This is a genomic window from Pseudomonas sp. GW821-FHT01D09 (assembly GCF_059422465.1).
Map to the genome: position 1 here is coordinate 1 of NZ_JBWKWY010000007.1, position 21,571 is coordinate 21,571.

Annotated in this window: 23 protein-coding genes; 8 read left to right on the top strand and 15 right to left on the bottom strand. The window is 60.5% G+C overall.

The window, feature by feature from the left end; genetic code table 11:
* Positions 1-85: 85 nt before the first annotated feature.
* From AC07W7_RS09785 to AC07W7_RS09795, 3 genes are all read right to left on the bottom strand, one after another.
* The gene (locus AC07W7_RS09785; protein ID WP_495039214.1) at positions 86-1,645 is read right to left on the bottom strand and encodes a SulP family inorganic anion transporter; all 1,560 of its coding nucleotides are present in this window, start codon (positions 1,643-1,645) and stop codon (positions 86-88) included.
* Between the two features lie 84 nt (positions 1,646-1,729).
* Positions 1,730-2,461, bottom strand: coding sequence for a carbonic anhydrase (locus tag AC07W7_RS09790; RefSeq protein ID WP_076963351.1), 732 nt, complete (start codon positions 2,459-2,461; stop codon positions 1,730-1,732).
* 219 nt (positions 2,462-2,680) lie between these two features.
* Positions 2,681-3,739 (bottom strand): PA0069 family radical SAM protein, encoded by a 1,059-nt coding sequence (locus AC07W7_RS09795; protein ID WP_076963350.1) that lies wholly within the window; start codon positions 3,737-3,739, stop codon positions 2,681-2,683.
* On the opposite strand from AC07W7_RS09795, the gene AC07W7_RS09800 reads away from it, so the two are divergent.
* Positions 3,738-4,202, top strand: coding sequence for a hypothetical protein (locus AC07W7_RS09800; RefSeq protein WP_495039215.1), 465 nt, complete (start codon positions 3,738-3,740; stop codon positions 4,200-4,202). The two genes, AC07W7_RS09795 and AC07W7_RS09800, sit on opposite strands and share 2 nt — an antisense overlap.
* A gap of 54 nt (positions 4,203-4,256) precedes the next feature.
* On the opposite strand, the gene AC07W7_RS09805 is transcribed toward AC07W7_RS09800, so the two are convergent.
* The 5 genes from AC07W7_RS09805 to prlC form a co-directional block, all read right to left on the bottom strand.
* Positions 4,257-5,510, bottom strand: a complete 1,254-nt coding sequence (locus tag AC07W7_RS09805; protein WP_495039216.1) for a c-type cytochrome — start codon at positions 5,508-5,510, stop codon at positions 4,257-4,259.
* 12 nt (positions 5,511-5,522) lie between these two features.
* Complete coding sequence (locus AC07W7_RS09810) at positions 5,523-7,307, bottom strand: GMC family oxidoreductase (RefSeq protein ID WP_495039217.1); 1,785 nt, start codon at positions 7,305-7,307, stop codon at positions 5,523-5,525.
* A gap of 2 nt (positions 7,308-7,309) precedes the next feature.
* A complete protein-coding gene (locus AC07W7_RS09815; RefSeq protein WP_495039218.1) occupies positions 7,310-8,062 on the bottom strand; it encodes a gluconate 2-dehydrogenase subunit 3 family protein in 753 nt (250 codons plus the stop codon).
* Positions 8,063-8,353: 291 nt separating this feature from the next.
* Positions 8,354-8,629 (bottom strand): YheV family putative zinc ribbon protein, encoded by a 276-nt coding sequence (locus AC07W7_RS09820; protein ID WP_076963345.1) that lies wholly within the window; start codon positions 8,627-8,629, stop codon positions 8,354-8,356.
* Positions 8,626-10,677, bottom strand: a complete 2,052-nt coding sequence (gene prlC / locus AC07W7_RS09825; protein ID WP_495039219.1) for an oligopeptidase A — start codon at positions 10,675-10,677, stop codon at positions 8,626-8,628. The genes AC07W7_RS09820 and prlC overlap by 4 nt, the downstream gene beginning before the upstream one ends.
* Before the next feature lie 101 nt (positions 10,678-10,778).
* On the opposite strand from prlC, the gene AC07W7_RS09830 reads away from it, so the two are divergent.
* Together AC07W7_RS09830 and AC07W7_RS09835 are read left to right on the top strand one after the other, a co-directional pair.
* Positions 10,779-11,321: a gamma carbonic anhydrase family protein gene (locus tag AC07W7_RS09830; protein ID WP_076963343.1), complete on the top strand. Its 543-nt coding sequence runs from the start codon at positions 10,779-10,781 to the stop codon at positions 11,319-11,321.
* The gene (locus tag AC07W7_RS09835) at positions 11,318-11,977 is read left to right on the top strand and encodes an HAD family hydrolase (RefSeq protein ID WP_495039220.1); all 660 of its coding nucleotides are present in this window, start codon (positions 11,318-11,320) and stop codon (positions 11,975-11,977) included. The genes AC07W7_RS09830 and AC07W7_RS09835 overlap by 4 nt, the downstream gene beginning before the upstream one ends.
* An 85-nt stretch (positions 11,978-12,062) precedes the next feature.
* Here AC07W7_RS09835 and AC07W7_RS09840 read toward each other — a convergent pair whose 3' ends face one another.
* A complete protein-coding gene (locus tag AC07W7_RS09840) occupies positions 12,063-13,106 on the bottom strand; it encodes an aminopeptidase (protein WP_076963405.1) in 1,044 nt (347 codons plus the stop codon).
* Positions 13,107-13,193: 87 nt separating this feature from the next.
* Between AC07W7_RS09840 and AC07W7_RS09845 the strand changes: the two genes are divergently transcribed.
* A complete protein-coding gene (locus AC07W7_RS09845; protein ID WP_099170838.1) occupies positions 13,194-13,622 on the top strand; it encodes a PA0061/PA0062 family lipoprotein in 429 nt (142 codons plus the stop codon).
* On the opposite strand, the gene AC07W7_RS09850 is transcribed toward AC07W7_RS09845, so the two are convergent.
* From AC07W7_RS09850 to AC07W7_RS09860, 3 genes are all read right to left on the bottom strand, one after another.
* Entirely contained in the window at positions 13,623-13,862 is a 240-nt protein-coding gene (locus tag AC07W7_RS09850) for a DUF1161 domain-containing protein (protein WP_076963340.1), read from the bottom strand.
* A gap of 135 nt (positions 13,863-13,997) precedes the next feature.
* Entirely contained in the window at positions 13,998-15,518 is a 1,521-nt protein-coding gene (locus AC07W7_RS09855; protein ID WP_495039221.1) for a M91 family zinc metallopeptidase, read from the bottom strand.
* Between the two features lie 226 nt (positions 15,519-15,744).
* Positions 15,745-16,179 (bottom strand): OsmC family protein, encoded by a 435-nt coding sequence (locus AC07W7_RS09860; protein WP_236309279.1) that lies wholly within the window; start codon positions 16,177-16,179, stop codon positions 15,745-15,747.
* A gap of 213 nt (positions 16,180-16,392) precedes the next feature.
* Between AC07W7_RS09860 and AC07W7_RS09865 the strand changes: the two genes are divergently transcribed.
* Positions 16,393-17,394: an LLM class flavin-dependent oxidoreductase gene (locus tag AC07W7_RS09865; RefSeq protein ID WP_076963338.1), complete on the top strand. Its 1,002-nt coding sequence runs from the start codon at positions 16,393-16,395 to the stop codon at positions 17,392-17,394.
* A 58-nt stretch (positions 17,395-17,452) separates the two neighbouring features.
* On the opposite strand, the gene AC07W7_RS09870 is transcribed toward AC07W7_RS09865, so the two are convergent.
* Together AC07W7_RS09870 and AC07W7_RS09875 are read right to left on the bottom strand one after the other, a co-directional pair.
* Entirely contained in the window at positions 17,453-17,677 is a 225-nt protein-coding gene (locus AC07W7_RS09870) for a DUF1161 domain-containing protein (protein ID WP_099170841.1), read from the bottom strand.
* Between the two features lie 116 nt (positions 17,678-17,793).
* Entirely contained in the window at positions 17,794-18,009 is a 216-nt protein-coding gene (locus AC07W7_RS09875; protein ID WP_032857113.1) for a dodecin, read from the bottom strand.
* A gap of 154 nt (positions 18,010-18,163) precedes the next feature.
* On the opposite strand from AC07W7_RS09875, the gene AC07W7_RS09880 reads away from it, so the two are divergent.
* Positions 18,164-18,490, top strand: a complete 327-nt coding sequence (locus tag AC07W7_RS09880) for an ElaB/YgaM/YqjD family protein (protein WP_076963336.1) — start codon at positions 18,164-18,166, stop codon at positions 18,488-18,490.
* Here AC07W7_RS09880 and AC07W7_RS09885 read toward each other — a convergent pair.
* On the bottom strand, positions 18,487-19,383 hold the full coding sequence (locus tag AC07W7_RS09885) for a LysR family transcriptional regulator (RefSeq protein ID WP_495039222.1): 897 nt from the start codon (positions 19,381-19,383) through the stop codon (positions 18,487-18,489). The genes AC07W7_RS09880 and AC07W7_RS09885 overlap by 4 nt on opposite strands.
* Positions 19,384-19,493: 110 nt before the next feature.
* Between AC07W7_RS09885 and trpB the strand changes: the two genes are divergently transcribed.
* Together trpB and trpA are read left to right on the top strand one after the other, a co-directional pair.
* The gene (trpB, locus tag AC07W7_RS09890) at positions 19,494-20,720 is read left to right on the top strand and encodes a tryptophan synthase subunit beta (protein WP_495039223.1); all 1,227 of its coding nucleotides are present in this window, start codon (positions 19,494-19,496) and stop codon (positions 20,718-20,720) included.
* Positions 20,721-21,530 carry a tryptophan synthase subunit alpha gene (gene trpA, locus AC07W7_RS09895; RefSeq protein ID WP_076963333.1) on the top strand — a complete coding sequence of 270 codons (810 nt, stop codon included), beginning with the start codon at positions 20,721-20,723 and terminating at the stop codon, positions 21,528-21,530. It abuts the gene before it with no gap.
* The last annotated feature ends 41 nt before the right edge of the window (positions 21,531-21,571 follow it).

Genomic DNA, 21,571 nt, shown 5'->3' on the forward strand with positions numbered 1-21,571 from the left:
ATGCAGGCACCGTGGTGTATCAGTTACACCGCGGTGATGCTATCGCGGGCAAGCCCGGCTCCCACACAAGCCCGCTCCCACATTTTTATCCGGTTTCGTCAGCCAGCTGCGGGGCAGAGCCGATCCGGGTCGTGGTCCGTATCCGCCCTTCCAGCCTACGCTTCAACCCCCGCGCCTCGATCACCAGCGTCGAGCCCTTGGCCGCATTGGCCCGCCCCCATTCCTCCAGCAACTCCAGGCACGAATGATCCACGTAACTCAGGTTATTGAGCGGCACATGCACCGTGGTCCCCGCCGGCACGCTCGCCAGCACCTGGGTCAAGGCGGGCACCTTGAGAAACGTCGCGGCACCGATCAGGCGCAACTCCATTTCACCGTCCTGGGGCAGGTCGATCAGGCTGACTTTCAAGCGTGAAGCCTTCCACGCCAGTTTCACCAGGGTCAGCCCGAAACCTACCAGTACGCCCGTCAGCAAGTCGGTCAAGATGATCGCCAGGGCCGTGGCCGCGTAGGTGAACATCGGCATCCGGCCATAACGCGCCAGGCCACGGAATGCCTTGAGGTCCACCAACTTGATCCCGGTGTACACCAGCACCCCCGCCAGGCTCGCCACCGGAATGCTTTGCAGCACGCTCGACAGCAACAGCACAAAGGCCAGCAGCCAGAGGCCATGGAACATCGCCGACAAGCGCGTGGTCGCCCCGGCCTGGACGTTGGCCGAACTGCGTACGATCACCCCGGTCATGGGCAACGCCCCCACCAGGCCGCAGAGCATGTTGCCTACACCCTGGGCGGACAATTCCTTGTCGAAGTCCGAGCGCTGACCGTTGTGCATGCGGTCCACTGCCGCCGCCGAGAGCAACGTTTCGGCACTGGCGATAAAGGCCACCGCGAAGGCGGCGATCAACAGGCTGGGATCGGCCAGGTTCAGCAGGTCGCTGGGACGCAGCCAATCAATGGCATCGGCCAGGTTTTCCGGCACTTCCACACGCTTGACCTGCAAGGCCAACACCAGGCTGGTCACGGTCGTCAGGCCCACACCCAGCAGCGCGCCCGGGACAAAGCGCAGTGTTTGCGGGCGGAACTTATCCCACAACCACATAACCAGAATCGTCGCCAACCCGAGCAGGCCGGCTTGCCAACCGAGCCCGCCACCCAGGCCGGGAATGGCCTGGGCCAGCGCAGCGGGGAAGGCCGCGAGGTTATCCAGCCCCGAGGGTTTGGGCACCCCATCGAGCATCACATGCACTTGCGACAGGACAATCAACACCCCAATCCCCGCCAACATGCCATAGACCACCGCCGGCGCCGTCACCCGGAACCAGCAGCCTAGGCGCAGGCGCCCGGCCACCAGTTGCAGAAAGCCCGCCAACAGCAGGATCGGCCCAAGCATCTGCATGCCGTGCTGGCGCACCAGCTCGAACACCAGCACCGCCAGGCCGGCCGCCGGGCCACTGACTTGCAGGGGCGAGCCGGCCAGCCAGCCCACCACCAGGCCACCAATGATCCCGGTGATCAGGCCCTTGGCCGGTGGCATGCCCGAGGCAATGGCGATTCCCATGCATAAGGGCAGGGCCACCAGAAACACCACCACCGAAGCCAACAGCTCCCGTGGCAGCACTGTTTTTAATTGAGCTGCACGCATAATGACTCTCCCGAGGCATTCGCCGGGCGTGGCAAGGCCTGGCTGCATCCATGGCAGCCATCGCGTTACCCGGCAGGGAATGTTTTAGAAGCGCGCTTTTGGCGTCGCCGAAGGGATCGGTAGCGAACCGTTCAACGGCAGGAACGTAGCCTGATCCGCATCGTAGGCTTTGATCTCGCTGGTCTCGATGTTGTAGATCCAGCCATGGATAAACAGTTGACCGTTGGCCATGCGCGAAGCCACAGAAGGGTGGGTGCGCAAGTGTTGCAACTGGGCGATGACGTTTTCTTCGGTCAGCACCTGCATGCTTTCGCCTTCGTTGGCGCAATCACAGTTGTCCTGGACCATGGTCTTGGCGACCTCGGCGTGGCGCAGCCAGGCTTTGACCGTGGGCATTTTTTCCAGGCTCTGGGGGTTGAGCACCGCCCGCATCGCACCACAATCGGAGTGGCCACAGACAATAATGTGCTGCACGCCCAGGGCCAGCACCGCGTACTCGATGGCCGTGGACACACCACCGTTCATCTGCCCATAGGGCGGCACGACGTTACCCACGTTACGGGTGACGAACAGATCGCCCGGGGAGCTTTGGGTAATCAGTTCGGGAACAATGCGCGAGTCGGCACAGGTGATAAACATCGCCCGTGGGCTCTGGGCCGTGGCGAGCTTTTTGAAGAGTTCTTCCTGCTGGGGAAAGATCTCGTTATGGAAATGCAAAAAACCATCAACAATGTGTTGCAGCGCTGCATCGGCGGACTCCGCCTCGTGGGGGGCTGAAGCCGACGCAGCCAACGGCTGTTTATCCTTGTCACTCATGATTCATCCTCGCGGGGAGTTTTGCAGTTCAGGTCGACGCGCATAGCAGGGAAACCACACAAAAAAGTGTCCCGCCTGCACCGCCGCCCCATCAGTCACTCGATGAACAAAGTACCTGCCGAAACTTAACTCAAACTGAATGAACCGCTCTATTTCGCGGGTTTCAGTGATGTCAAATCGCGACCACCCTGACAAGGCAACGCATATATTTGTGTCAGTCTACAACAAAGCCAGTTGCCTGCCGGGCGGGCAGAATGCACTGCAATCAAGATTGAACCCCTCCCGATGCTTGAGCCCCAAGCGCTTGATCGCTTTGGCAAATCGTTGTGCCAGCAAATCGGCAAACGGCCCCTCACCGCGCATGCGTACACCAAAGCGGCTGTCATAGACTTCGCCACCGCGCACCTGACGCACCAGGCTCATCACATGGGCCGCCCGTTGCGGGTAATGGGCCGCCAGCCACTCCTCGAACAGCGGCGCCACTTCAAGGGGCAGGCGCAGCATCATATAGGCCGCGCTCTGCGCCCCGGCAGCATGGGCTTCGGCCAGCAGGCTTTCCAGTTCGCTGTCGTTGATCATCGGAATCATCGGCGAACACAGCACGCCCACCGGGATACCCGCCCCGCGCATCACCCGGATCGCCCGCAGCCGCGCCTTGGGCGCCGCCGTCCGGGGCTCCAGGATGCGCTTGAGCTCATCGTCCAGGCTGGTGAGGCTGATCATCACCGCCACCAGCCGCTGGCGGGCCAGCGCCGTGAGCAGGTCAAGGTCACGCAGGATCAGCGAGCCCTTGGTCACGATGGTCACCGGGTGGCGATAGCGCAGCAGCACTTCCAGGATCTGCCGGGTGATCGTGTATTCACGTTCGATGGGTTGGTAGGGGTCCGTGTTGGAACCCAGGTTGATCGGCGCGCACACATAGCCGGGCTTGGACAATTGCTGCTCCAGCACCTGGGCGGCGTTGCTCTTGGCGATCAGCCTGGTTTCAAAATCCAGGCCCGGGGACATGTCCCAATAGGCATGGCTGGGCCGCGCATAACAATAAATGCAACCGTGCTCACAGCCCCGGTAAGGGTTGATGGAGCGGTCGAATGGCAGGTCCGGCGAGGTGTTGCGGGTGATGATGGTCTTCGCCGTCTCGATACGCACTTCGGTGCCCTGGGTTGGCGGTACTTCCTGATACCAGCCGTCGTCCTCGGCAACACTGACCGTGGGCGCGAAACGATTGTGCAGGTTGGTGGCGGTGCCTCGCCCGCGTGGTGGCATGGTGATAGACATGAAGACAATCCCGATACTGTATATAAAAACAGTATTCGAGATTTCGCAGCGTGTACAGGGCCAACAGACGATTGGCGTGCGACCTTGGATATACATCCACCTGTCATCTCTGACAGTAGAAGCCATTGGCTTGCCAACGTACGGTAATCACGTCAGCCCACATCCGAGGCGTGAAACCATCATGACCACCCATGAAATAACCAAAAGCATCATGGTCACCATTAACAACGATGCGGCCGTGATTGAGTTCATAACCACAACGATGAACCCAGAAACGTTCTTACCGCACATCCAGAGCTCATATGCCGTGCGTGTCTCGAAGAACCCTGCAACAGGGGAGTTCACAAAAGTCTCTGCCCATGGCGATATTGATCAAGACAACGACGTTGATGCTCAAGACAAAGCGCTGCTTATCGAACTTGCTACTGCCGCCTCAAAAATCAAACTGGATATGAGCAACTGAAACAGGCCCTGCGGGACGGCATTGGCACTGCCTGGCACCAATGCCGCCACCTGACTATGGCGCCTGCTTGCGCAGGTCGGCCACATCACCGGCCTTCACCGGCGCGCCCTGGTTACCCCAACTGCCACGGATGAAACTGACCACATCCGCCACTTCCTGATCCGACAGCCGCCAGGCAAAGGCCGGCATGGTGAAGGTAGAAGGCGCGGCGTGAGTGGCCGGCAGGGTGCCGCCATTCAACACAATGTTGATCAACGATGTGGCATCCGCCGTCTGCACCACCGGGTTGCCCGCCAGCGCCGGGAACACCCGGGTGTAGCCATGGCCATCGGTACGATGGCAGGCCGCGCAGTTATCGATGTACACCGCCGCGCCCGGCTGGCGGTCATCGCCTTTCCACAGCGCCTCGGCCACTTGCTTGTCGTATTGGTGCGGCTGATCCTTGGGGTCCACCGCCGGCAGGCTCTTGAGGTAGCGGGCGATAGCGTTCAGGTCGTCTTCAGACATGTACTGCATGCTGTGTACGACAACATCGCTCATACCGCCAAACACTGCGCTGCGATCACTGCGACCGGTCTTGAGAAACTGCACCAGTTGCTCTTCGCTCCAACTGCCCAGGCCATCCTTGTGGTCGCCGCGCAGGCTTTTGGCGATCCAGCCTTCCAGGGGCGCACTGCCGGACAGGAACGCCGCACCTTGCGACGCGCTCAGGGCCTTTTCCTGCATGGTCAGGGCCCGCGGAGTGTGGCAGGCGCCACAGTGGCCGAGGCCTTCCACCAGGTAGGCGCCACGGCTGATCACCGGGTCGGCACCGGCCGGGGCCTGATAGCCCGCCACCTCGGGCGCAAACATCCAGCGCCATGCCGCCAAGGGCCAGCGCATGCTCAAGGGCCAGGGAATATCACTGTCCTGGTTCGCCTGGGCGACCGGCTCCACGCCGTTCATAAAGTAGGCATACAGCGCCTGCATATCGGTTTCGCTGACGCGTGCGTAAGACGGGTAGGGCATCGCCGGGTAAAGGGTACTACCGCTTTTGGCGACACCATGGCGCACGGCCTTATCGAAGTCTGCAAAGCTGTAGTCCCCCAGGCCGGTTTTGTCCGGGGTGATGTTGGTGGAGTAGATCACGCCGATCGGGGTTTCCATCGCCAGGCCACCGGCAAACGGCTTGCCGCCCTTGGCGGTATGGCAGGCCACGCAGTCACCGGCGCGGGCCAGGTATTCGCCCTGTTTGACCAGATCCGTTTGCGCGGCGCTCACCGAGCAACTGCTGAACAGGGCCAGGGTCGCGATAACAAATGCTTTCATGCTCGTCGCTCCTTATGCCTGAACCAGCGGGCCGGGATTTTTCAGGTACTGCTCGCGAATCGCCCGGGCCGACCAATAGGTCAGTGCCGCCACCAGGCCCGTAGGGTTGTAACCCAGGCCTTGTGGGAAAGCAGACGCCCCTGGGACAAACACGTTGTGCACATCCCAGCACTGCAGGTAGCGGTTCAATGCGCTGGTCTTCGGGTCGGTGCCCATGATCGCGCCACCGTTGAGGTGGGTGGTCTGGTAGGACGCGGTGTTGAAGTGCTCGCCGACTTTTTTGCCGAGCACGGCAATCGCCTTGGGGTTCATCGCTTCGGCGATCTTGCCCATTTTCTCGACCATGAAGCGGTTCATCTTGATGTCATTTTCCTGCCAGTCGAAGGTCATGCGCAGCAGCGGCAAGCCGTAGGCATCGCGGTAAACCGGGTCCAGGTCGAGGTAGTTGCCCCGGTAGGATTGATGGGCGCCGTGGGCATCCATCGACACCTGGTGGGTGTAGTAATCGGCCGTGGCGCGCTTCCACGCACTGCCCCAGGCCGGCGTGCCCGGTGGGTTGGAGGTGCCGGCAATCGGCCGGCTGCCCGCCTGGTTGACCCACATCGGCGAGCCGCCGACGAAGCCGTGGGGGCCGTGGTCGAAGTTGTCGGCGTTGAAGTCGTCCACCGCCACGCCATTGCCGCCGGCGCCGATAAAGTTGTTGGTGTGCACATCTTTATCGAAGTAGGCCTTGATGGTGGCCATGTTCTGGTAGGCGAAGTTCTTGCCCACCACCCCTTCGCCGCTGATCGGGTCATAAGGTTTGCCGATGCCCGAGAGCAGCATCAGGCGCACGTTGTGGAACTGGAAGGCGCCGAGAATCACCAGGTCCGCCGGTTGCTCGATCTCGCGGCCCTGGGCGTCGATATAGGTCACGCCGGTGGCTTTGCGCTTGCTGCTGTCGAGATTGACCTTGAGCACGTGGGAATTTGGCCGCAGCTCAAAGTTCGGCACCTGGCGCAGGGCCGGCAGGATGTTCACGTTGGGCGAGGCCTTGGAGTACATGTAGCAGACATACCCACTGCAAAACCCGCAGAAGTTGCACGGGCCCATCTGCGCGCCATAGGGGTTGGTGTAGGGCCCCGAGGTATTGGCCGAAGGCAGGTTGTAGGGTTTGTAGCCCACATCGGCGGCAGCTTTCTGGAACAGCTGCGCCGAGTAGGTATTTTTCTGCGACTCCAGTGGGAAATGGCTGGAGCGATCCGGCGCATAAGGGTTGCCGCCCTTGCCTTCACCCACCAGTTGGCCCTTCACGGTCCAGGCCTGGCCAGAGGTGCCGAAGACCTTTTCGGCGTAGTCAAAGAACGGTTCCAGTTCTTCGTAGCTGACGCCGAAGTCCTGGATGGTCATGTCCTTGGGAATGAAGTGTTTGCCGTAGCGCTCTTCGTAGTGGCTGCGCATGCGCAATTCGATGGGGTCCACCCGAAAATGCACGCCCGACCAATGCAGGCCCGCGCCGCCCACGCCATTGCCCGGCAGGAAGGCACCCAACTGCCGGTTGGGCAAGGCAATGTCATTCACGCTATGGCGAATGGTCACGGTTTCTTTGGAAATGTCCTGGAACAGCTTTTTGCGCACGCTGTAGGTCAGTTCATCGATCACTTGTGGGTAATTGCCGTCCGGGTAGGTGTCCTGCATCGGGCCGCGCTCCAGCGCTACCACGTGCAAGCCCGCCTCCGTCAGCTCTTTGGCCATGATCGCGCCAGTCCAGCCAAAGCCAACGATGACTGCATCGACTTTCTTCATGATGGTCGCCACGTTTATGCCCTCTCGCCACGGATGGAAACAGCCGGGAAGGGGTATTGCTCGTTGCGTTCCACCCAATCCATAAAATCGGCGCGGGCGCCGGGGAAGCCGATCATGGTCCAGCCAACCATGCCTTTGTTGCCGCCGTGGATCGGGTCGCAGAAGAACCCTTCCTTGGTGTTTTGCAGCAACAGGTTGAAGAAAATCTTCGGCGGAACCGCCGCGAAATGCTCGCCGGCTTCGGCACCGCCTGCCTCCAGGCGGCGCAGCAGATCATCCTGGGTAGCGCTGTCTTGCCCAGCAAATGCTTTACCGTTGAACGCTTTCGACCAGGCATCCGTGGCGGCAATACCCAGGCGATAGATCTCCTTGGGCACCAGTTTGCTCTGCCAGCCCATCTCGGGCGGAGCGTCGGCATTGAACGGGCCTTGCATAAACCACAGGGCGCCACTGGCGTAGGGGGTGTTCATCTGCCGGTCGATGTATTCCGGCGCGCCGGCTTCCAGGGCACCTGGGCCTTGGGCATCGGCGGGGATCAAGCGCGCGACGGCGGCGTTGATAAAAGCCCACTCCTCAGCGGTGAAGTAACTGGGCTCGTAGGCCTTTTCGCTAGCAGGCGCCTTGGCCGGGCTGGCCTGAACAGGCTCGGGCGTGGCCATCAGCATCGAGCCGCCAAGGCCGGTGCTGGCAACCGTGACCACCGGGATCAAGGTCAAGGATTTGCGCAAAAAGTCACGCCGGGGGTTGTCTCGATCTTGATCAGACATGGTGGCACCTCATCATGTGGTCACGGGTTTGAGCAGTCGCTTCATGGAGCGGCTTGTCGTTGTGGATGTAATCAATGGTTACAAATGATAGCAGGCTAAGGAATGGGAGAATCGTTTCAGCCAGGAAATTCGAGAAATGCGCGCAAAAAAATGTAGGAGCGAACCTGTGTGGGAGCGGGCTTGCTCGCGAATGCGGTGTGTCAGCTAACAAAAATGTCGACTGATACAGCGCTATCGCGAGCAAGCCCGCTCCCACACAAGCTCGCTCCTACAGTGGTTGGCGTCGCTTCTTTAGTCTTTTTTCAGCTTCGGATTAGGGAAGAACTGCACCGCCTGCACCTTGGGGTCGGCCGGTGCTTTCAACGCCGAGGTATTGACCCGCGTGCCCAATTCCTTGGGCACCGACAACCCCTGGTCATTAAGCGTATCGGTATAACCACAGGCCACGCACTCGCGGTGCGGCACGCTGTCTTCGGTCCACATCTTCAGCTTGTCCGGCTCGCTGCACGCCGGGCACACGGCGCCGGCGATAAATTGCTTTTTGGTGATCACAGGCACGTCACTCATGCTGCCGCGTCCTCACTCAGGCCGCTGTGGCGCAAGAGTGCGTCAATCGACGGTGCGCGTCCGCGGAAGTCGACGAACAGCACCATCGGTGCCTGGGAACCGCCACGGGCCAGGATCGCCTCGCGGAAGGCCCGGCCAGTTTGGGCATTGAGCACGCCGTCTTCTTCAAACTTAGAGAAGGCATCCGCCGACAGTACTTCAGCCCACTTGTAGCTGTAGTACCCCGCCGCGTAACCCCCGGCGAAAATATGCGCGAAGCTGTTGGGGAAGCGGTTGTAGGCCGGAGGACGCATCACCGAGACTTCGTCGCGCACGCCTTCGAGCACCTGCGCCACGCTGCGGCCATCGCCGTGGGTGGCGTGCAGCTCAAAGTCGAACAGCGAGAATTCCAGCTGGCGCACCATCATCAGGCCGGACTGGAAGTTCTTCGCCGCGAGCATTTTTTCCAACAGGTCCTGGGGCAGGGCTTCGCCACTTTCGTAGTGACCGGAAATCAGCGCCAGGCCTTCCGGCTCCCAGCACCAGTTCTCCATGAACTGGCTCGGCAACTCCACCGCATCCCAGGCCACGCCGTTGATGCCGGATACACCGGCGTGTTCGACGCGGGTCAGCAGGTGGTGCAGGCCGTGGCCGAACTCATGGAACAGGGTGGTGACTTCATCGTGGGTCAGCAGGGCAGGCTTGCCGCTGTCGGCCGGGGTGAAGTTGCACACCAGGTTGGCCACCGGGCTTTGCAGCACGCCTTCGGCGGTGCGCCGGCGGTCACGGGCACCGTCCATCCAGGCACCGCCACGCTTGTTGGCGCGGGCATACAGGTCGAAGAAGAAGCGGCCGACGTGCTGGCCGTTTTCCTTGATTTCAAACAGGCGAACATCCGGGTGCCAGGTGTCGAAGCCTTTCTGCTCGGCGATCTCGATGCCGTACAGGCGCTGGACGATGGCAAACAGGCCGCCGAGCACTTTGTCGATCGGGAAGTAGGCGCGCAGGGCTTCCTGGGACACGCTGTAGCGCTGTTCACGCAGCTTTTCGCCGTAGAAACCACTGTCCCAGCTTTGCAGGTCGGCACAGCCTTGTTCGGCGGCGTAGGCCTTGAGCTGTTGCAGGTCCTGGGCGGCAAACGGTTTGCTGCGCTTGGCCAGGTCACGTAGGAAACCAAGTACCTGGTCGCTGGATTCGGCCATTTTGGTGGCCAGGCTCAGTTCGGAGAAGGAGGCGAAACCGAGCAGTTGGGCCAATTCCTGACGCAGGTCGAGGATCTGTTCCATCACCGGGCCGTTATCGTTCTGACCGGCATTCGGGCCCTGGTCCGACGCACGGGTGCAGTAGGCCGCGTAGACTTCTTCGCGCAGGGCGCGGTCGTGGGCGTAGGTCATCACCGCGTAGTAGCTGGGGAATTCCAGGCTGATCAACCAGCCGTCGAGGTCTTTGGCCTGGGCCGCAGCAGCCATTTGCGCCTTGGCCGAGTCGGTCAGGCCGGCGAGGGTGGCTTCATCGGTGACGTGCTTGGTCCAGGCCTGGGTGGCGTCGAGCAATTGGTTGGAGAACTTGCTGCCCAATTCGGAGAGTTTGCTCTGCACTTCGGCATAGCGCTTCTGCTGCTCGGGCGGCAGGTCGATGCCCGACAGGCGGAAATCGCGCAGTGCATGCTCCAGAATGGTTTTTTGCGCCACGTCGAAACCGGCCGCTTGCGGGCTGTTGGCCAGGGCCTCGAAGGCCTGGAACAGCTCGCGGTTCTGGCCCATCTCGGTGGAATAGGCGCTCAATGCCGGCAGGCAGGCCTCGTAGGCTTCGCGCAGTTCAGCGCTGTTGCACACGGCATTGAGGTGGCTGACCGGGCTCCAGGCGGCGCCCAGGCGGTCGTTGAGCTCGTCCATGGCCAGGACCAGGCCGGCCCATGTCGGATTTTTTCCCTGGCTTTGCAGGATACCTTCGATGGCGACGCGGTTGTCGGCCAGGATCTGTTCGATGGCCGGTTGGACGTGCTCGGCACGGATCGCCGAGAACGGCGGCAGGTCGTAGGACTGCAAAAGGGGGTTGTTCGCGCTCACGGTTGGCACCTTGGCTGAAGAAACAGGTAAGACAAAGATGGGGCCATCTTAATTACAATCAACGTCCACCGCAGCTATCAACCAAACAGAGAGAGGCTATCGTGACCCTTCGCACCTATCAGAATCACACGCCAACCCTCGGCGCCGGGGCTTTCGTCGATGCTTCGGCGGTGGTGATCGGCGATGTTCAAATCGGCGCCGACAGCTCGGTCTGGCCGCTGACGGTGATTCGCGGCGACATGCACCGCATCCGCATCGGTGCGCGCACCAGCGTGCAGGACGGCTGCGTGCTGCACATTACCCACGCCGGGCCGTTCAATCCTGACGGTTTCCCGCTGCTGATCGGCGACGATGTAACCATCGCCCATAAAGTCATGCTGCATGGCTGCACCGTGGGCAACCGCATCCTGATCGGCATGGGCAGCATTGTGATGGACGGCGCGGTGGTTGAGGACGATGTGATCATCGGTGCCGGCAGCCTGGTGCCGCCGGGCAAGAAACTTGAAAGCGGCTTTTTGTATGTGGGCAGCCCGGTTAAACAAATTCGTGCACTTTCTGACAAGGAACGCGCCTTTTTCACCTACAGCGCCGCGAACTACGTGAAGCTCAAGGACCTGCACCTGGCAGAGGGGTTCGCCCAATGACCCTGGATTACCAGACGGTCCTGTTTGACCTGGACGGCACCCTGACCGACCCACGGGAAGGCATCACCCGCTCGATCCAGTACGCCCTGGCCAAGCTGGGCATCGATGAGCCGGACCTGACCAAGCTTGAACACTTTATCGGCCCGCCGTTGCTACAGGCCTTTATGCAGTTCTACGACTTCGACGAGGCGCGGGCCTGGGAGGCGGTGAACTTCTATCGCGAGCGCTTCAAGGTCACCGGGCTCTATGAAAACCGGGTATTCGACGGGGTCATGCCCTTGCTGGAAGCGTTAAACGGCCAGGGTCGCCAGCTGTATGTGGCCACCTCCAAGCCGTGGGAATTTGCCCGGGAGATCGCCCGGCATTTCGATTTCGCCAAGCACTTCAAGGTGATCTACGGCAGCGAGCTGGACGGCACGCGCACCAACAAAGTCGAGTTGATCGCCCATTTGATGCGTGAGGAAGGCCTGGATCCGGCCACCACCTTGATGATCGGCGACCGCAAGCACGACCTGATCGGCGCACGCAGCAATGGCCTGGATGCGGCGGCGGTTGGGTATGGGTTTGGCAGCTTTGCAGAGTTGAGTGCCGAAGCGCCGCGCTGGCATTTTGAGACACTGGAGGAGATGCATCAGGCGTTTTTGTGGCGGGCTTGAGATGGCTATCGCGGGCAAGCCCGCTCCCACATTTTGATGTGTAAACACCGACCAATGTGGGAGCTGGCTTGCCAGCGATGAGACCCTAAAGGTCGCCACCGACCAACTGCCGCAACGCCAGTTTGCGCTGCTCCACAGGCAGCCTTCCCAATTGCTCCACGGCACCGTAGAACTTCAGCCAATCCCCGCCCTCCCGGTGAAACAATGCCGCAAACGCCGGCACCCACTGGTCATACAAACCAAATGGCAGCAAGCGCGCATTGTTCATCGGCTGATTGATCCAGGCGTCATAACGCGGGTCACCGGCCCACTGGCTGTCACGCAAGTGCCGATAATCACGGCGCAAGCGCTCGAACTCGGCCGCCTTGGCCTGGCGCATGGCATCTGCGGCCAACGGCTGCGCATACAGGCGCTCCAGGCGGCTGCGGGTATCGAGGATCAGTTGGATAAATTGGTCGCGCTGCTTCAAGGTCGACTCGCTCGCAGGCGCAAGACCACGGACCGCGCGCCATTGTCGGGTGCCTTCCTGTTCGACAAAGGTGGCAAACGACTCATTGAACTCGGTGTCGTCCTTCACATAAAAACGCTGGTGCGCCAGCTCGTGAAAAATCACCGTGGCCAGGCGCTCTTCACCCCAGCGCATCATCGAACTCATGATCGGATCATTGAACCAGCCCAGGGTGGAATAAGCCTCGACCCCGCCAATCGACACATCCATGCCACGCCGTTGCAACAGCGCGGCCTCGCCCCGGGCCGCACCCTGAGTGTAATAACCGCGGTAGGCCACGCACCCGGCGATCGGAAAGCAATGGTTCTGGGGCAGCAAGGAAAATTCCGATGTAGCGAAGACATTCCAGACGACGTATGGCCGGCCGATATCGGCGTACAGGCGATAGCTCTGGTTGTCGGGCAGGTGCAGTTGTTGACTGGCGAAGGTGCGCGCTTTCTGGGATTGCGCCAGGTGATCGCGCAACACTTGCGGCCGCGCCGGATCGGCAATCACTGCGGCCACCGGTTCCCGCGCTCGCAGCAACTGCCATTGGCCGCTGGCCAGTTGGCTGTAATAGCTGACACTGGAGCAACCGCCGAGCAACAGGCACGTCAGCCCCGCCAATAAACGCCACATCATTTCAAACCGCTCCACCGTCATCGGCCTGCCAGACTAACTGCCTGGCAGGGGTTATGCTCATACCATTCCTACGGTTGAGTGCCCGTTATGCGTCAGCTCCTGCTTCCCCTCGCGGCGATATTTCTCAGCGCCTGCGCCTCCACCCCGATCCCGCCGGCAGACCCACAACAGGCCTGGGTCGATTTCGCCACCCCGACGCCGGGCGCCAAACTGGTCATGGCGCAGCGCCTGGACGGTAAGGCCCTCGACGATGGGCGCTACTTCCAGGTGCCACCGGGCAGCCATGAGTTGATGGTGCGTTTTGACTTTGAAGTGTATGCCGGCGCCGGCCTGGGTGGCGGGCTGAACCAGCCCCAGGAGCGCACCTGTTTTATCACCCTGCAATACGACCAGTTCCAGGCCGGCCAGCGCTACCGCCTGGAAGGGCGCTCGCTGGGCTTCACCCCGAATATCCGCCTGTATAACGCCCAGCGTCAGTTGCTGGCCGAGGAACGCAGCGTCAACTGCATTCCCTGATCAGTCATCGTTGCGCTGGTAGATGATGCGCTTGGTGCCGTTTTCGCAAGAGCCGACGATCATGGCTTCGTCATGATTCTTGGCTTCTTCGGCGGTGATGATTTCCAGGGTGTAGGAGGGGATTGCCTTGGCCTGCAGGCCGACTTCAATCTCTTTCCTGAGCTCTTCACAGTCTTTCGGCGCGGCCAGGGCCGATGTGGCCAAAGCACTGCAAATAATCGCCAAGGCAAAACGTTTCATGGGTGACGCTCCCTAAATGCATCGCGCACGGGTGTGCGCTCACGTTGCAATCGACTATTCGACCACATTTGCACAAGGCGAGTTCTGATTTAATGCCCTTGGCTCACCACTTCCCTATGCAGGCTCATTGGCCTTTCAAACAACATTTTCGATTTTGTAGGCCGTACGCAAGGGTTCGCCCATCTCCTCACGAAGGCCGTTCTCCGTGAAAGGCTTTGGATTGGTGAATGTAGGCGGCGTAGATGGGTCTCTGTCGAAATCGAATGACTCGTTTGTCTGTAACCCGACGGCTTGACGCTCCATATTGTCCTCCAGGCCAGTGGCGCTATCATTTACCCTGGTTTGGCCTTCTAACTTACTTTTGTTTACCCAATTAAAACCGTGCGACAGTTCATGCTGTAAAACACTGATTGGAAATGACTGATGCACGGTATCTATAAAGGAAGGATTAAAGCCCAGTTCCCGGGAAAAGAAGTTCCCGTTATCCGTCTCTAGCTCCTTGATCTTAATGATCTGATTTTCCGGCTGCCGCCTGTTTTTCTCTTTTTTGGTTTCAACCCCCTCCGAATCGAGCTTGGGCATGGTGTTACGTTGGAAAGCCGCATCCAATTCCGCTAACAGTTGTTGCCCGGTCGGTGAAAGCCGGAGCAACTCAAGATCATCTTCGACCCGCTGTCTGAATTCAGGGCGCCCCGTAACCTTCAACCCCTCATGCCCTACATCGGAATAGCTGACGCCTACCAACTTAGATCCAGGGTCGCGCTGTACAATATCCTCTTTCTTGGCAAATATAGTATCTGCATCATTGAGTGAGACAACCCTATTATTGCCTTTGCCGGTATAAATATGGCTACCGCCATAACTTGTCATCGCATTATCACCCATACCGCCGTGCATGATCGTGCGCCCGCTTATTGCGTACATTTCATCATCACCACGGCCGCCATCCATGTAGGTTTTTTGAGTATTGGCAAAGTAGCCCGCAAACATTTTATCGTTGCCATTATTACCGTACATCGCACTCATGCCGCTGCCGCCAATCAGTACGTCATCGCCTTCACCGCCCTCGACATAACCAAAGCCGCTTCCCAGCACCACGGTATCGTTGCCGGCACCGGCAAACACCCGCGTATTGCCGGCCCCAGCCCTCACATGGTCCGCACCGTCCCCGGTCTCAATCAACATGTGCTCGCCGACATCAGGATCGACCCATACGCGGTCGTCACCGCCGAGGGTTTTAATATGGATCTGCGGAATTTTCTGCTCAGGTTGATGGCTGTCTATATGGTAAGCCCGATCATTGACGACAATATCAAGACCGCCATTTTTTGCGCGCTTAACATGAACAGTATCCGCCTGGCTTGTAGTTTCTATCACCAAGCTATCTTTTGCGACTTCAACCCCATCTTCCTTTTCGACCCACTTCAGCTCGCGGGAAACCGTTACATTGCAATCACTCAAAAGGGAGTACTTTTTTGACAACCCATCTTCGGCAGAAAGCAGTGAAGCGTCCGGCTTCTTTATTTCAGATACGGTTATCGTATTGGAAAAGTCCCGACGCTGCTTTCCAGGTTCATCAAACAAACCGTTAGCGGATGATTCCGAATATTGTGCAGCAGGAGAAAAACTGGCAGGCGATCTATCGGTTAATTTCATAATAATGCCTCTGACTCACTTTAATCTCATCACTACCAACCTGGCGCATTCGTTAATGCTTACGCAAAGTACGCAGTTATAGTTGACTTGATAATATACGTGGCGTCACCGGCAATACGGTTCCAAGACAATTGAGCAATTCAAATCTCGCAACCATTTTCAGTCTAAACAGCAGGGCATATAAGAAGAGGGTGATGAGAGTCCCCCCTCATCACCTCACCCGGAATCAAACAGACAGCAGCGTACCGTCCAGCGTGATGGTGGCATTCAGGACCTTGGATACCGGGCATCCTTCCTTGGCCTTTTTGCTCAGCTCATCGAACTGCGCCTGGCTCGCGCCGGGGATCTTGGCCTTGAGGATCAGGTGGACTGCGGCGATCGCAAAACCACCGTCCACCTGATCCAGGGTCACTTCGGCCTGGGTGTCGATGCTGTCGGCCTTGAGCCCGGCCTCGCCCAGGATCATCGAAAAGGCCATGGAGAAACAGCCGGCATGGGCCGCGCCGATCAGTTCTTCAGGGTTGGTGCCCTTGCCACCTTCAAAACGTGCCTTGAAGCCGTAGGGGGCTTCGCGCAGCACGCCGGTTTCGGTCGAGATAGAACCCAGGCCGGTTTTCAGGTCGCCTTCCCAGTGGGCGGAGGCTTTTTTCACGATACTCATGGCAATCTCCCAAGCAGTGGTTGTGCATCAGTAAGGTTCTGAGGATAGAAGCTCTGGCAAAGTTCATCCCCACTGGAAAAACCAAGCAGCCAAGTAGGAAATTTCACAGCGGCTATTGAATCTCGGGTATATGCCCTCATTGCATAGGACATGCACATGCAGCGGCAGGTATTGGTTCGTCACAAGCCTGCGCCCCTATGGAGAAGCAGGCTTATGAAACCACTGTCCGATGTGAAGTTCTCGACCCTCGACCTGGTGCCGGTGCGCGCCAATGGCAGCCCCGCGCAGTCGCTGCGTAATTCCCTGGACCTGGCCCAGCATGTGGAAAAATTCGGCTACACCCGTTTCTGGGTGGCCGAGCACCACAATATGGATGGCATCGCCAGCTCCGCAACCTCGGTGCTGCTGGGCTACCTGGCCGGTGGCACCTCGAGCATCCGCGTCGGATCCGGCGGCGTGATGCTGCCCAACCACGCGCCACTGGTGATCGCCGAGCAGTTCGGCACCCTGGAAAGCCTGTACCCCGGGCGGATCGACCTGGGCCTGGGCCGTGCGCCCGGCTCCGACCAGATGACCGCCCGCGCCCTGCGCCGCGAGCGCTCCGGCAGTGCCGACGACTTCCCCGAGGATGTGGCCGAGTTGATGGCCTACCTGGGCCCACGCACGCCCGAGCAACGGGTGATCGCCGTCCCGGGCACCGACACCAACGTCCCGGTGTGGCTGCTGGGCTCCAGCCTGTTCAGCGCCCAATTGGCCGGTGAACGCGGGTTGCCCTACGCCTTCGCCTCCCATTTCGCACCGCGCATGATGCATGAGGCGATTCGCGTCTATCGCAATCACTTCAAGCCTTCAGCCGTGCTCGACAAGCCCTACGTGATGCTCGGCGTGCCGCTGGTGGCCGCGGATACCGATGAGCAGGCCGATTACCTGGCCACCTCGGTCTACCAACGAATCCTCGCGCTGATGCGCGGGCAGAGCCTGGTACAGCGCCCGCCGGTCGACAGCATGGACGGCTTGTGGCAGCCTCATGAAAAAGAAGCGGTCGGCAATTTCCTGGGCCTGGCGATGGTGGGGAGCCCGGCGAAGATTCGCGCCAAACTGGAGGTGTTGATCGAGCAGACCGGTGCCGATGAGCTGATCTTTACCTGCGACCTGTACGAGCATGCTGATCGGATTCATTCCTACGAGCTGCTGGCCCAGGTGATGAAGGGCTGACCCACACAAATAAAAAAACCGACGCCCTGGCGTCGGTTTTTACGTCTGCCGCACAGGATCACCCGCGGTTGTAGACGATTTCCTTGGTACCACCTTCGCAACTGCCGACGACGTCGCCATTGGTTGCGCTGCCTTTATCGACAATTTCCAGGGTGTACCCGGAAGCGCCATTGGCCTGGATCTTGGCGTCGATTTCGCTTTTCAGCTCGTCACACGGCTTGCCCGCCGCCAGGGCCGTACCCGCCAGGCTCAACAAACCTACCGCTAACAGAAACTTTTTCATCCGTTACTTTCCTTGCGCTGATCAAAAAGTGCGCGCCGACGCAGAGGGCATCGGCGCCCAAAGGGTGTCGCGCAGGTTATGGCAATCAGCCAGCGTGCAAAGTTCAACCAAGCCTATCAACTATTGGCAATACGAAAGCCCACCTTGAGCGTCACCTGGAAGTGCGCGGCCTTGCCGTCCTTGATGTGGCCACGGGTTTCGGTCACCTCGAACCACTCCAGATGCTTGATGCTCTTGCTGGCCTCGGCCAGGGCATTGTTGATGGCGTCCTCGATGCTGGTTGGGGACGAACCCACCAGTTCGACTTTCTTGTAGGTGTGATGATCAGACATGAGCGTTCTCCTGGGTCGTTGAATACAGCCTAGCAGTGATTCCTCGTACTGCTTCTGGCGCCCCTTCTCACTTGAAAGTTCAGATTTACTGCACTTTCTGCACCCCCCGCAGTCGGAACCAACAATGCCACTCAATCACTCCAGGAGAGCCCACATGGCCAACACCTCTTTACGCAAAGCGTCATTGGAAAGCATGGAAGCCGAGATTTCGAGCCTGCTCAAATCCCTTGAGAGCCTCAAGGACGATGCGTCTGACGAGTCGCGCAAAACCCTCAAGGCCCTCAAAAGCAATGCCGAGAATGCCCTCAAGCACTCCCGCCACCTGATCAGCGACGCCTACGAAGAAGGCAAAGTGAAAATCCGCGAAACCGGGGCGGCCACCCGTGACTATGCCCAGGAGCACCCTTGGACCACCGCCGGCGTTGCCGTTGGCGCCCTGGGCCTGCTGGCGGCCTACCTGCTGTGCAAGCGCGGTGACTAAGCCGGCTGGCGCGCCAGCTCAGCCTTGAGCCACTGCGCCAGCTGCCGGGCGCGCCCATCTGCGGCGCGCTTGGGTAACCACAACGCCAGGTGCGCCGGGGTTTGGCTAAAGCCCCACGGCGCCACCAGGCGACCGGCGCGCACGTCCTCCGCCACCAGCGGTTGCGGGGCGATCGCCACCCCCAGGCCAGCCACGGCCGCCTCCAGCAAATAATACAAATGCTCAAAACCCTGGCCGTACTGCAACGCGCCGGCCTCGATGCCATGGTGCTGCGCCCAGTTGGGCCAGGCTTGCGGACGCGAGGTGGTGTGCAACAGGGCTTCGCCCAGCAGGGCCTGGGCGGGCGCCTCGCGCAGGGCCTGGTAGTGGGCAAAGTGCGGGCTCATCACCGGGCCGATCCGCTCGCCAGCCAGTTCGTACACCTGCATATCCGCAGGCCATGGCGGTTCGGCAAACACCAGTAGTGCATCCAGGCCCGGCCGCCTGGGGTCAAGGTCGCCTTCGCCCGCCGACAGATGCAGGCGCAAATCCGGCAAGTCGGCATTCAGGCGCCCCAGCCGTGGAATAAACCAGCGCGCCAGCAAACTGCCGGAACAGCCAAGCACAAAGGGCGCGTCGGCGCTGCTCTGGGTCAACGCCCCGCACACATCCCGCAGGCGCTCGAACGCCTCGACGCTGGCATCGCGCAGCCGCACGCCGGCATCTGTGAGTTTAATGCCGCGCCCATCCTTGACGAAAAGACTCACGCCAAGGTGTTCTTCCAACACTTTCAGTTGTCGGCTGACGGCACCGTGGGTCACGTGCAATTGTTCGGCAGCCTGGCTGACGCTGTTGAGGCGGGCGGTGGCTTCAAATGCGCGCAAGGCGTTAAGCGGGGGAAGGTCTCGGCTCATCTGTGAGTTTTCCTGACAGGTTGCGGCGATCTTATCGGTTTTCACCGTACCGCGTCAGGGGGTAGAGTGGCCGTCATTGCCTCTCCCCTCTCTTCTTCCTGGAGCGCACCATGACCCAGTCCCAGACCGATTTACGCAACGGCCCTGACGCCAACGGCCTGTTTGGCGCATTCGGTGGCCGCTACGTGGCGGAAACCCTGATGCCGTTGATCCTCGACCTGGCCCGCGAATACGAAGCGGCCAAGATCGATCCGGCCTTCAACGAAGAACTGGCCTACTTCCAGCGCGATTACGTCGGACGCCCAAGCCCGCTGTATTTCGCCGAACGCCTGACCGAGTTCTGCGGCGGCGCCAAGATCTACCTCAAGCGCGAAGAGCTGAACCACACCGGCGCGCACAAAATCAACAACTGCATCGGCCAGATCCTGCTGGCGCGGCGCATGGGCAAGAAACGTATCATCGCCGAGACCGGCGCCGGCATGCACGGCGTGGCCACCGCCACCGTCGCCGCGCGGTTTGGCCTGCAATGTGTGATCTACATGGGCACCACCGATATCGAGCGCCAGCAGGCCAACGTGTTCCGCATGAAGCTTTTGGGCGCCGAAGTGATCCCGGTGGTCGCCGGCACCGGCACCCTCAAGGACGCGATGAACGAAGCCCTGCGCGACTGGGTGACCAACGTCGACAGCACCTTCTACCTGATCGGCACCGTGGCTGGCCCGCACCCTTACCCTGCAATGGTGCGCGACTTCCAGGCGGTGATCGGCAAGGAAACCCGCACCCAGTTGCAAGCCCAGGAAGGCCGCCTGCCGGACAGCCTGGTGGCGTGCATCGGCGGTGGCTCCAACGCCATGGGCCTGTTCCACCCGTTCCTCGATGACACCGGCGTGCAAATCATCGGTGTGGAAGCCGCCGGCTACGGCATCGAGACCGGCAAGCACGCCGCCAGCCTCAACGGCGGCGTACCGGGCGTGCTGCATGGCAACCGTACCTTCCTGTTGCAGGACGACGACGGCCAGATCATCGACGCCCACTCGATTTCCGCGGGCCTCGACTACCCCGGCATCGGTCCTGAGCATGCGTGGTTGCACGATATCGGCCGCGTTCAGTACACCTCGGTCACCGATGACGAAGCCCTCGACGCCTTTCACAAATGCTGCCGCCTGGAAGGGATTATTCCTGCACTGGAAAGCGCCCACGCCCTGGCCGAAGTGTTCAAGCGCGCACCGAGCCTGCCCAAGGATCACCTGATGGTGGTCAACCTGTCGGGCCGTGGCGACAAGGACATGCAGACCGTGATGCACCATATGGAACAGTCCCAGCAGGAGAAACACTAAATGAGCCGCCTGCAAACCCGCTTTGCGCAACTCAAGGAACAAAACCGCGCCGCCCTGGTGACCTTCATTACCGCCGGCGACCCGGGGTATGACACCTCCCTGGCGATCCTCAAGGGCTTGCCGGCAGCCGGTGCCGATGTGATCGAGCTGGGCATGCCCTTCACCGATCCGATGGCCGACGGCCCGGCGATCCAACTGGCCAATATCCGCGCGTTGGGCGCCAAGCAGAACCTGGCGAAAACCCTGCAGATGGTGCGCGAGTTCCGCCAGGGCAATAGCGACACGCCACTGGTGTTGATGGGCTACTTCAACCCGATCCATATGTACGGCGTGCCGCGCTTTATCAGTGATGCCAAAGAGGCCGGCGTCGATGGCCTGATCGTGGTCGATATGCCGCCGGAACATAACAGCGAACTGTGCGACCCGGCCCAGGCCGCCGGCATCGACTTTATCCGCCTGACCACGCCCACCACCGACGATGTGCGCCTGCCCACCGTGCTCAACGGCAGCTCCGGGTTTGTGTACTACGTGTCGGTGGCCGGTGTGACCGGTGCCGGTGCCGCCACCCTGGAACACGTGGAAGAGGCCGTCGGCCGCCTGCGCCGGCATACCGACCTGCCGATCAGCATCGGCTTCGGCATCCGCACCCCGGAACAGGCCGCCGCCATCGCCCGCCTGGCGGACGGTGTGGTGGTGGGGTCGGCGCTGATCGACCATATCGCCAATGCCAGCCACGACCAGCAAGCGATCGATGGGGTGTTAAGCCTGTGTGCCGCGCTGTCGGAAGGTGTACGTAACGCCCGTAAGTAACGGGGGGCGGGCTTGCTCGCGAGGGTCGTTAACGATGACGC

Coding starts and splice junctions, on each gene's coding strand:
- AC07W7_RS09840 (WP_076963405.1), bottom strand. CDS start 13,106: ATGATGTGGCGTTTATTGGCGGGGCTGACGTGCCTGTTGCTCGGCGGT.
- AC07W7_RS09850 (WP_076963340.1), bottom strand. CDS start 13,862: ATGAAACGTTTTGCCTTGGCGATTATTTGCAGTGCTTTGGCCACATCG.
- AC07W7_RS09815 (WP_495039218.1), bottom strand. CDS start 8,062: ATGTCTGATCAAGATCGAGACAACCCCCGGCGTGACTTTTTGCGCAAA.
- AC07W7_RS09880 (WP_076963336.1), top strand. CDS start 18,164: ATGGCCAACACCTCTTTACGCAAAGCGTCATTGGAAAGCATGGAAGCC.
- AC07W7_RS09870 (WP_099170841.1), bottom strand. CDS start 17,677: ATGAAAAAGTTTCTGTTAGCGGTAGGTTTGTTGAGCCTGGCGGGTACG.
- trpB (WP_495039223.1), top strand. CDS start 19,494: ATGACCCAGTCCCAGACCGATTTACGCAACGGCCCTGACGCCAACGGC.
- AC07W7_RS09805 (WP_495039216.1), bottom strand. CDS start 5,510: ATGAAAGCATTTGTTATCGCGACCCTGGCCCTGTTCAGCAGTTGCTCG.
- AC07W7_RS09835 (WP_495039220.1), top strand. CDS start 11,318: ATGACCCTGGATTACCAGACGGTCCTGTTTGACCTGGACGGCACCCTG.
- trpA (WP_076963333.1), top strand. CDS start 20,721: ATGAGCCGCCTGCAAACCCGCTTTGCGCAACTCAAGGAACAAAACCGC.
- AC07W7_RS09885 (WP_495039222.1), bottom strand. CDS start 19,383: ATGAGCCGAGACCTTCCCCCGCTTAACGCCTTGCGCGCATTTGAAGCC.
- AC07W7_RS09820 (WP_076963345.1), bottom strand. CDS start 8,629: ATGAGTGACGTGCCTGTGATCACCAAAAAGCAATTTATCGCCGGCGCC.
- AC07W7_RS09875 (WP_032857113.1), bottom strand. CDS start 18,009: ATGTCTGATCATCACACCTACAAGAAAGTCGAACTGGTGGGTTCGTCC.
- AC07W7_RS09845 (WP_099170838.1), top strand. CDS start 13,194: ATGCGTCAGCTCCTGCTTCCCCTCGCGGCGATATTTCTCAGCGCCTGC.
- AC07W7_RS09785 (WP_495039214.1), bottom strand. CDS start 1,645: ATGCGTGCAGCTCAATTAAAAACAGTGCTGCCACGGGAGCTGTTGGCT.
- AC07W7_RS09795 (WP_076963350.1), bottom strand. CDS start 3,739: ATGTCTATCACCATGCCACCACGCGGGCGAGGCACCGCCACCAACCTG.
- AC07W7_RS09855 (WP_495039221.1), bottom strand. CDS start 15,518: ATGAAATTAACCGATAGATCGCCTGCCAGTTTTTCTCCTGCTGCACAA.
- AC07W7_RS09865 (WP_076963338.1), top strand. CDS start 16,393: ATGAAACCACTGTCCGATGTGAAGTTCTCGACCCTCGACCTGGTGCCG.
- AC07W7_RS09800 (WP_495039215.1), top strand. CDS start 3,738: ATGAAGACAATCCCGATACTGTATATAAAAACAGTATTCGAGATTTCG.
- AC07W7_RS09860 (WP_236309279.1), bottom strand. CDS start 16,179: ATGAGTATCGTGAAAAAAGCCTCCGCCCACTGGGAAGGCGACCTGAAA.
- AC07W7_RS09790 (WP_076963351.1), bottom strand. CDS start 2,461: ATGAGTGACAAGGATAAACAGCCGTTGGCTGCGTCGGCTTCAGCCCCC.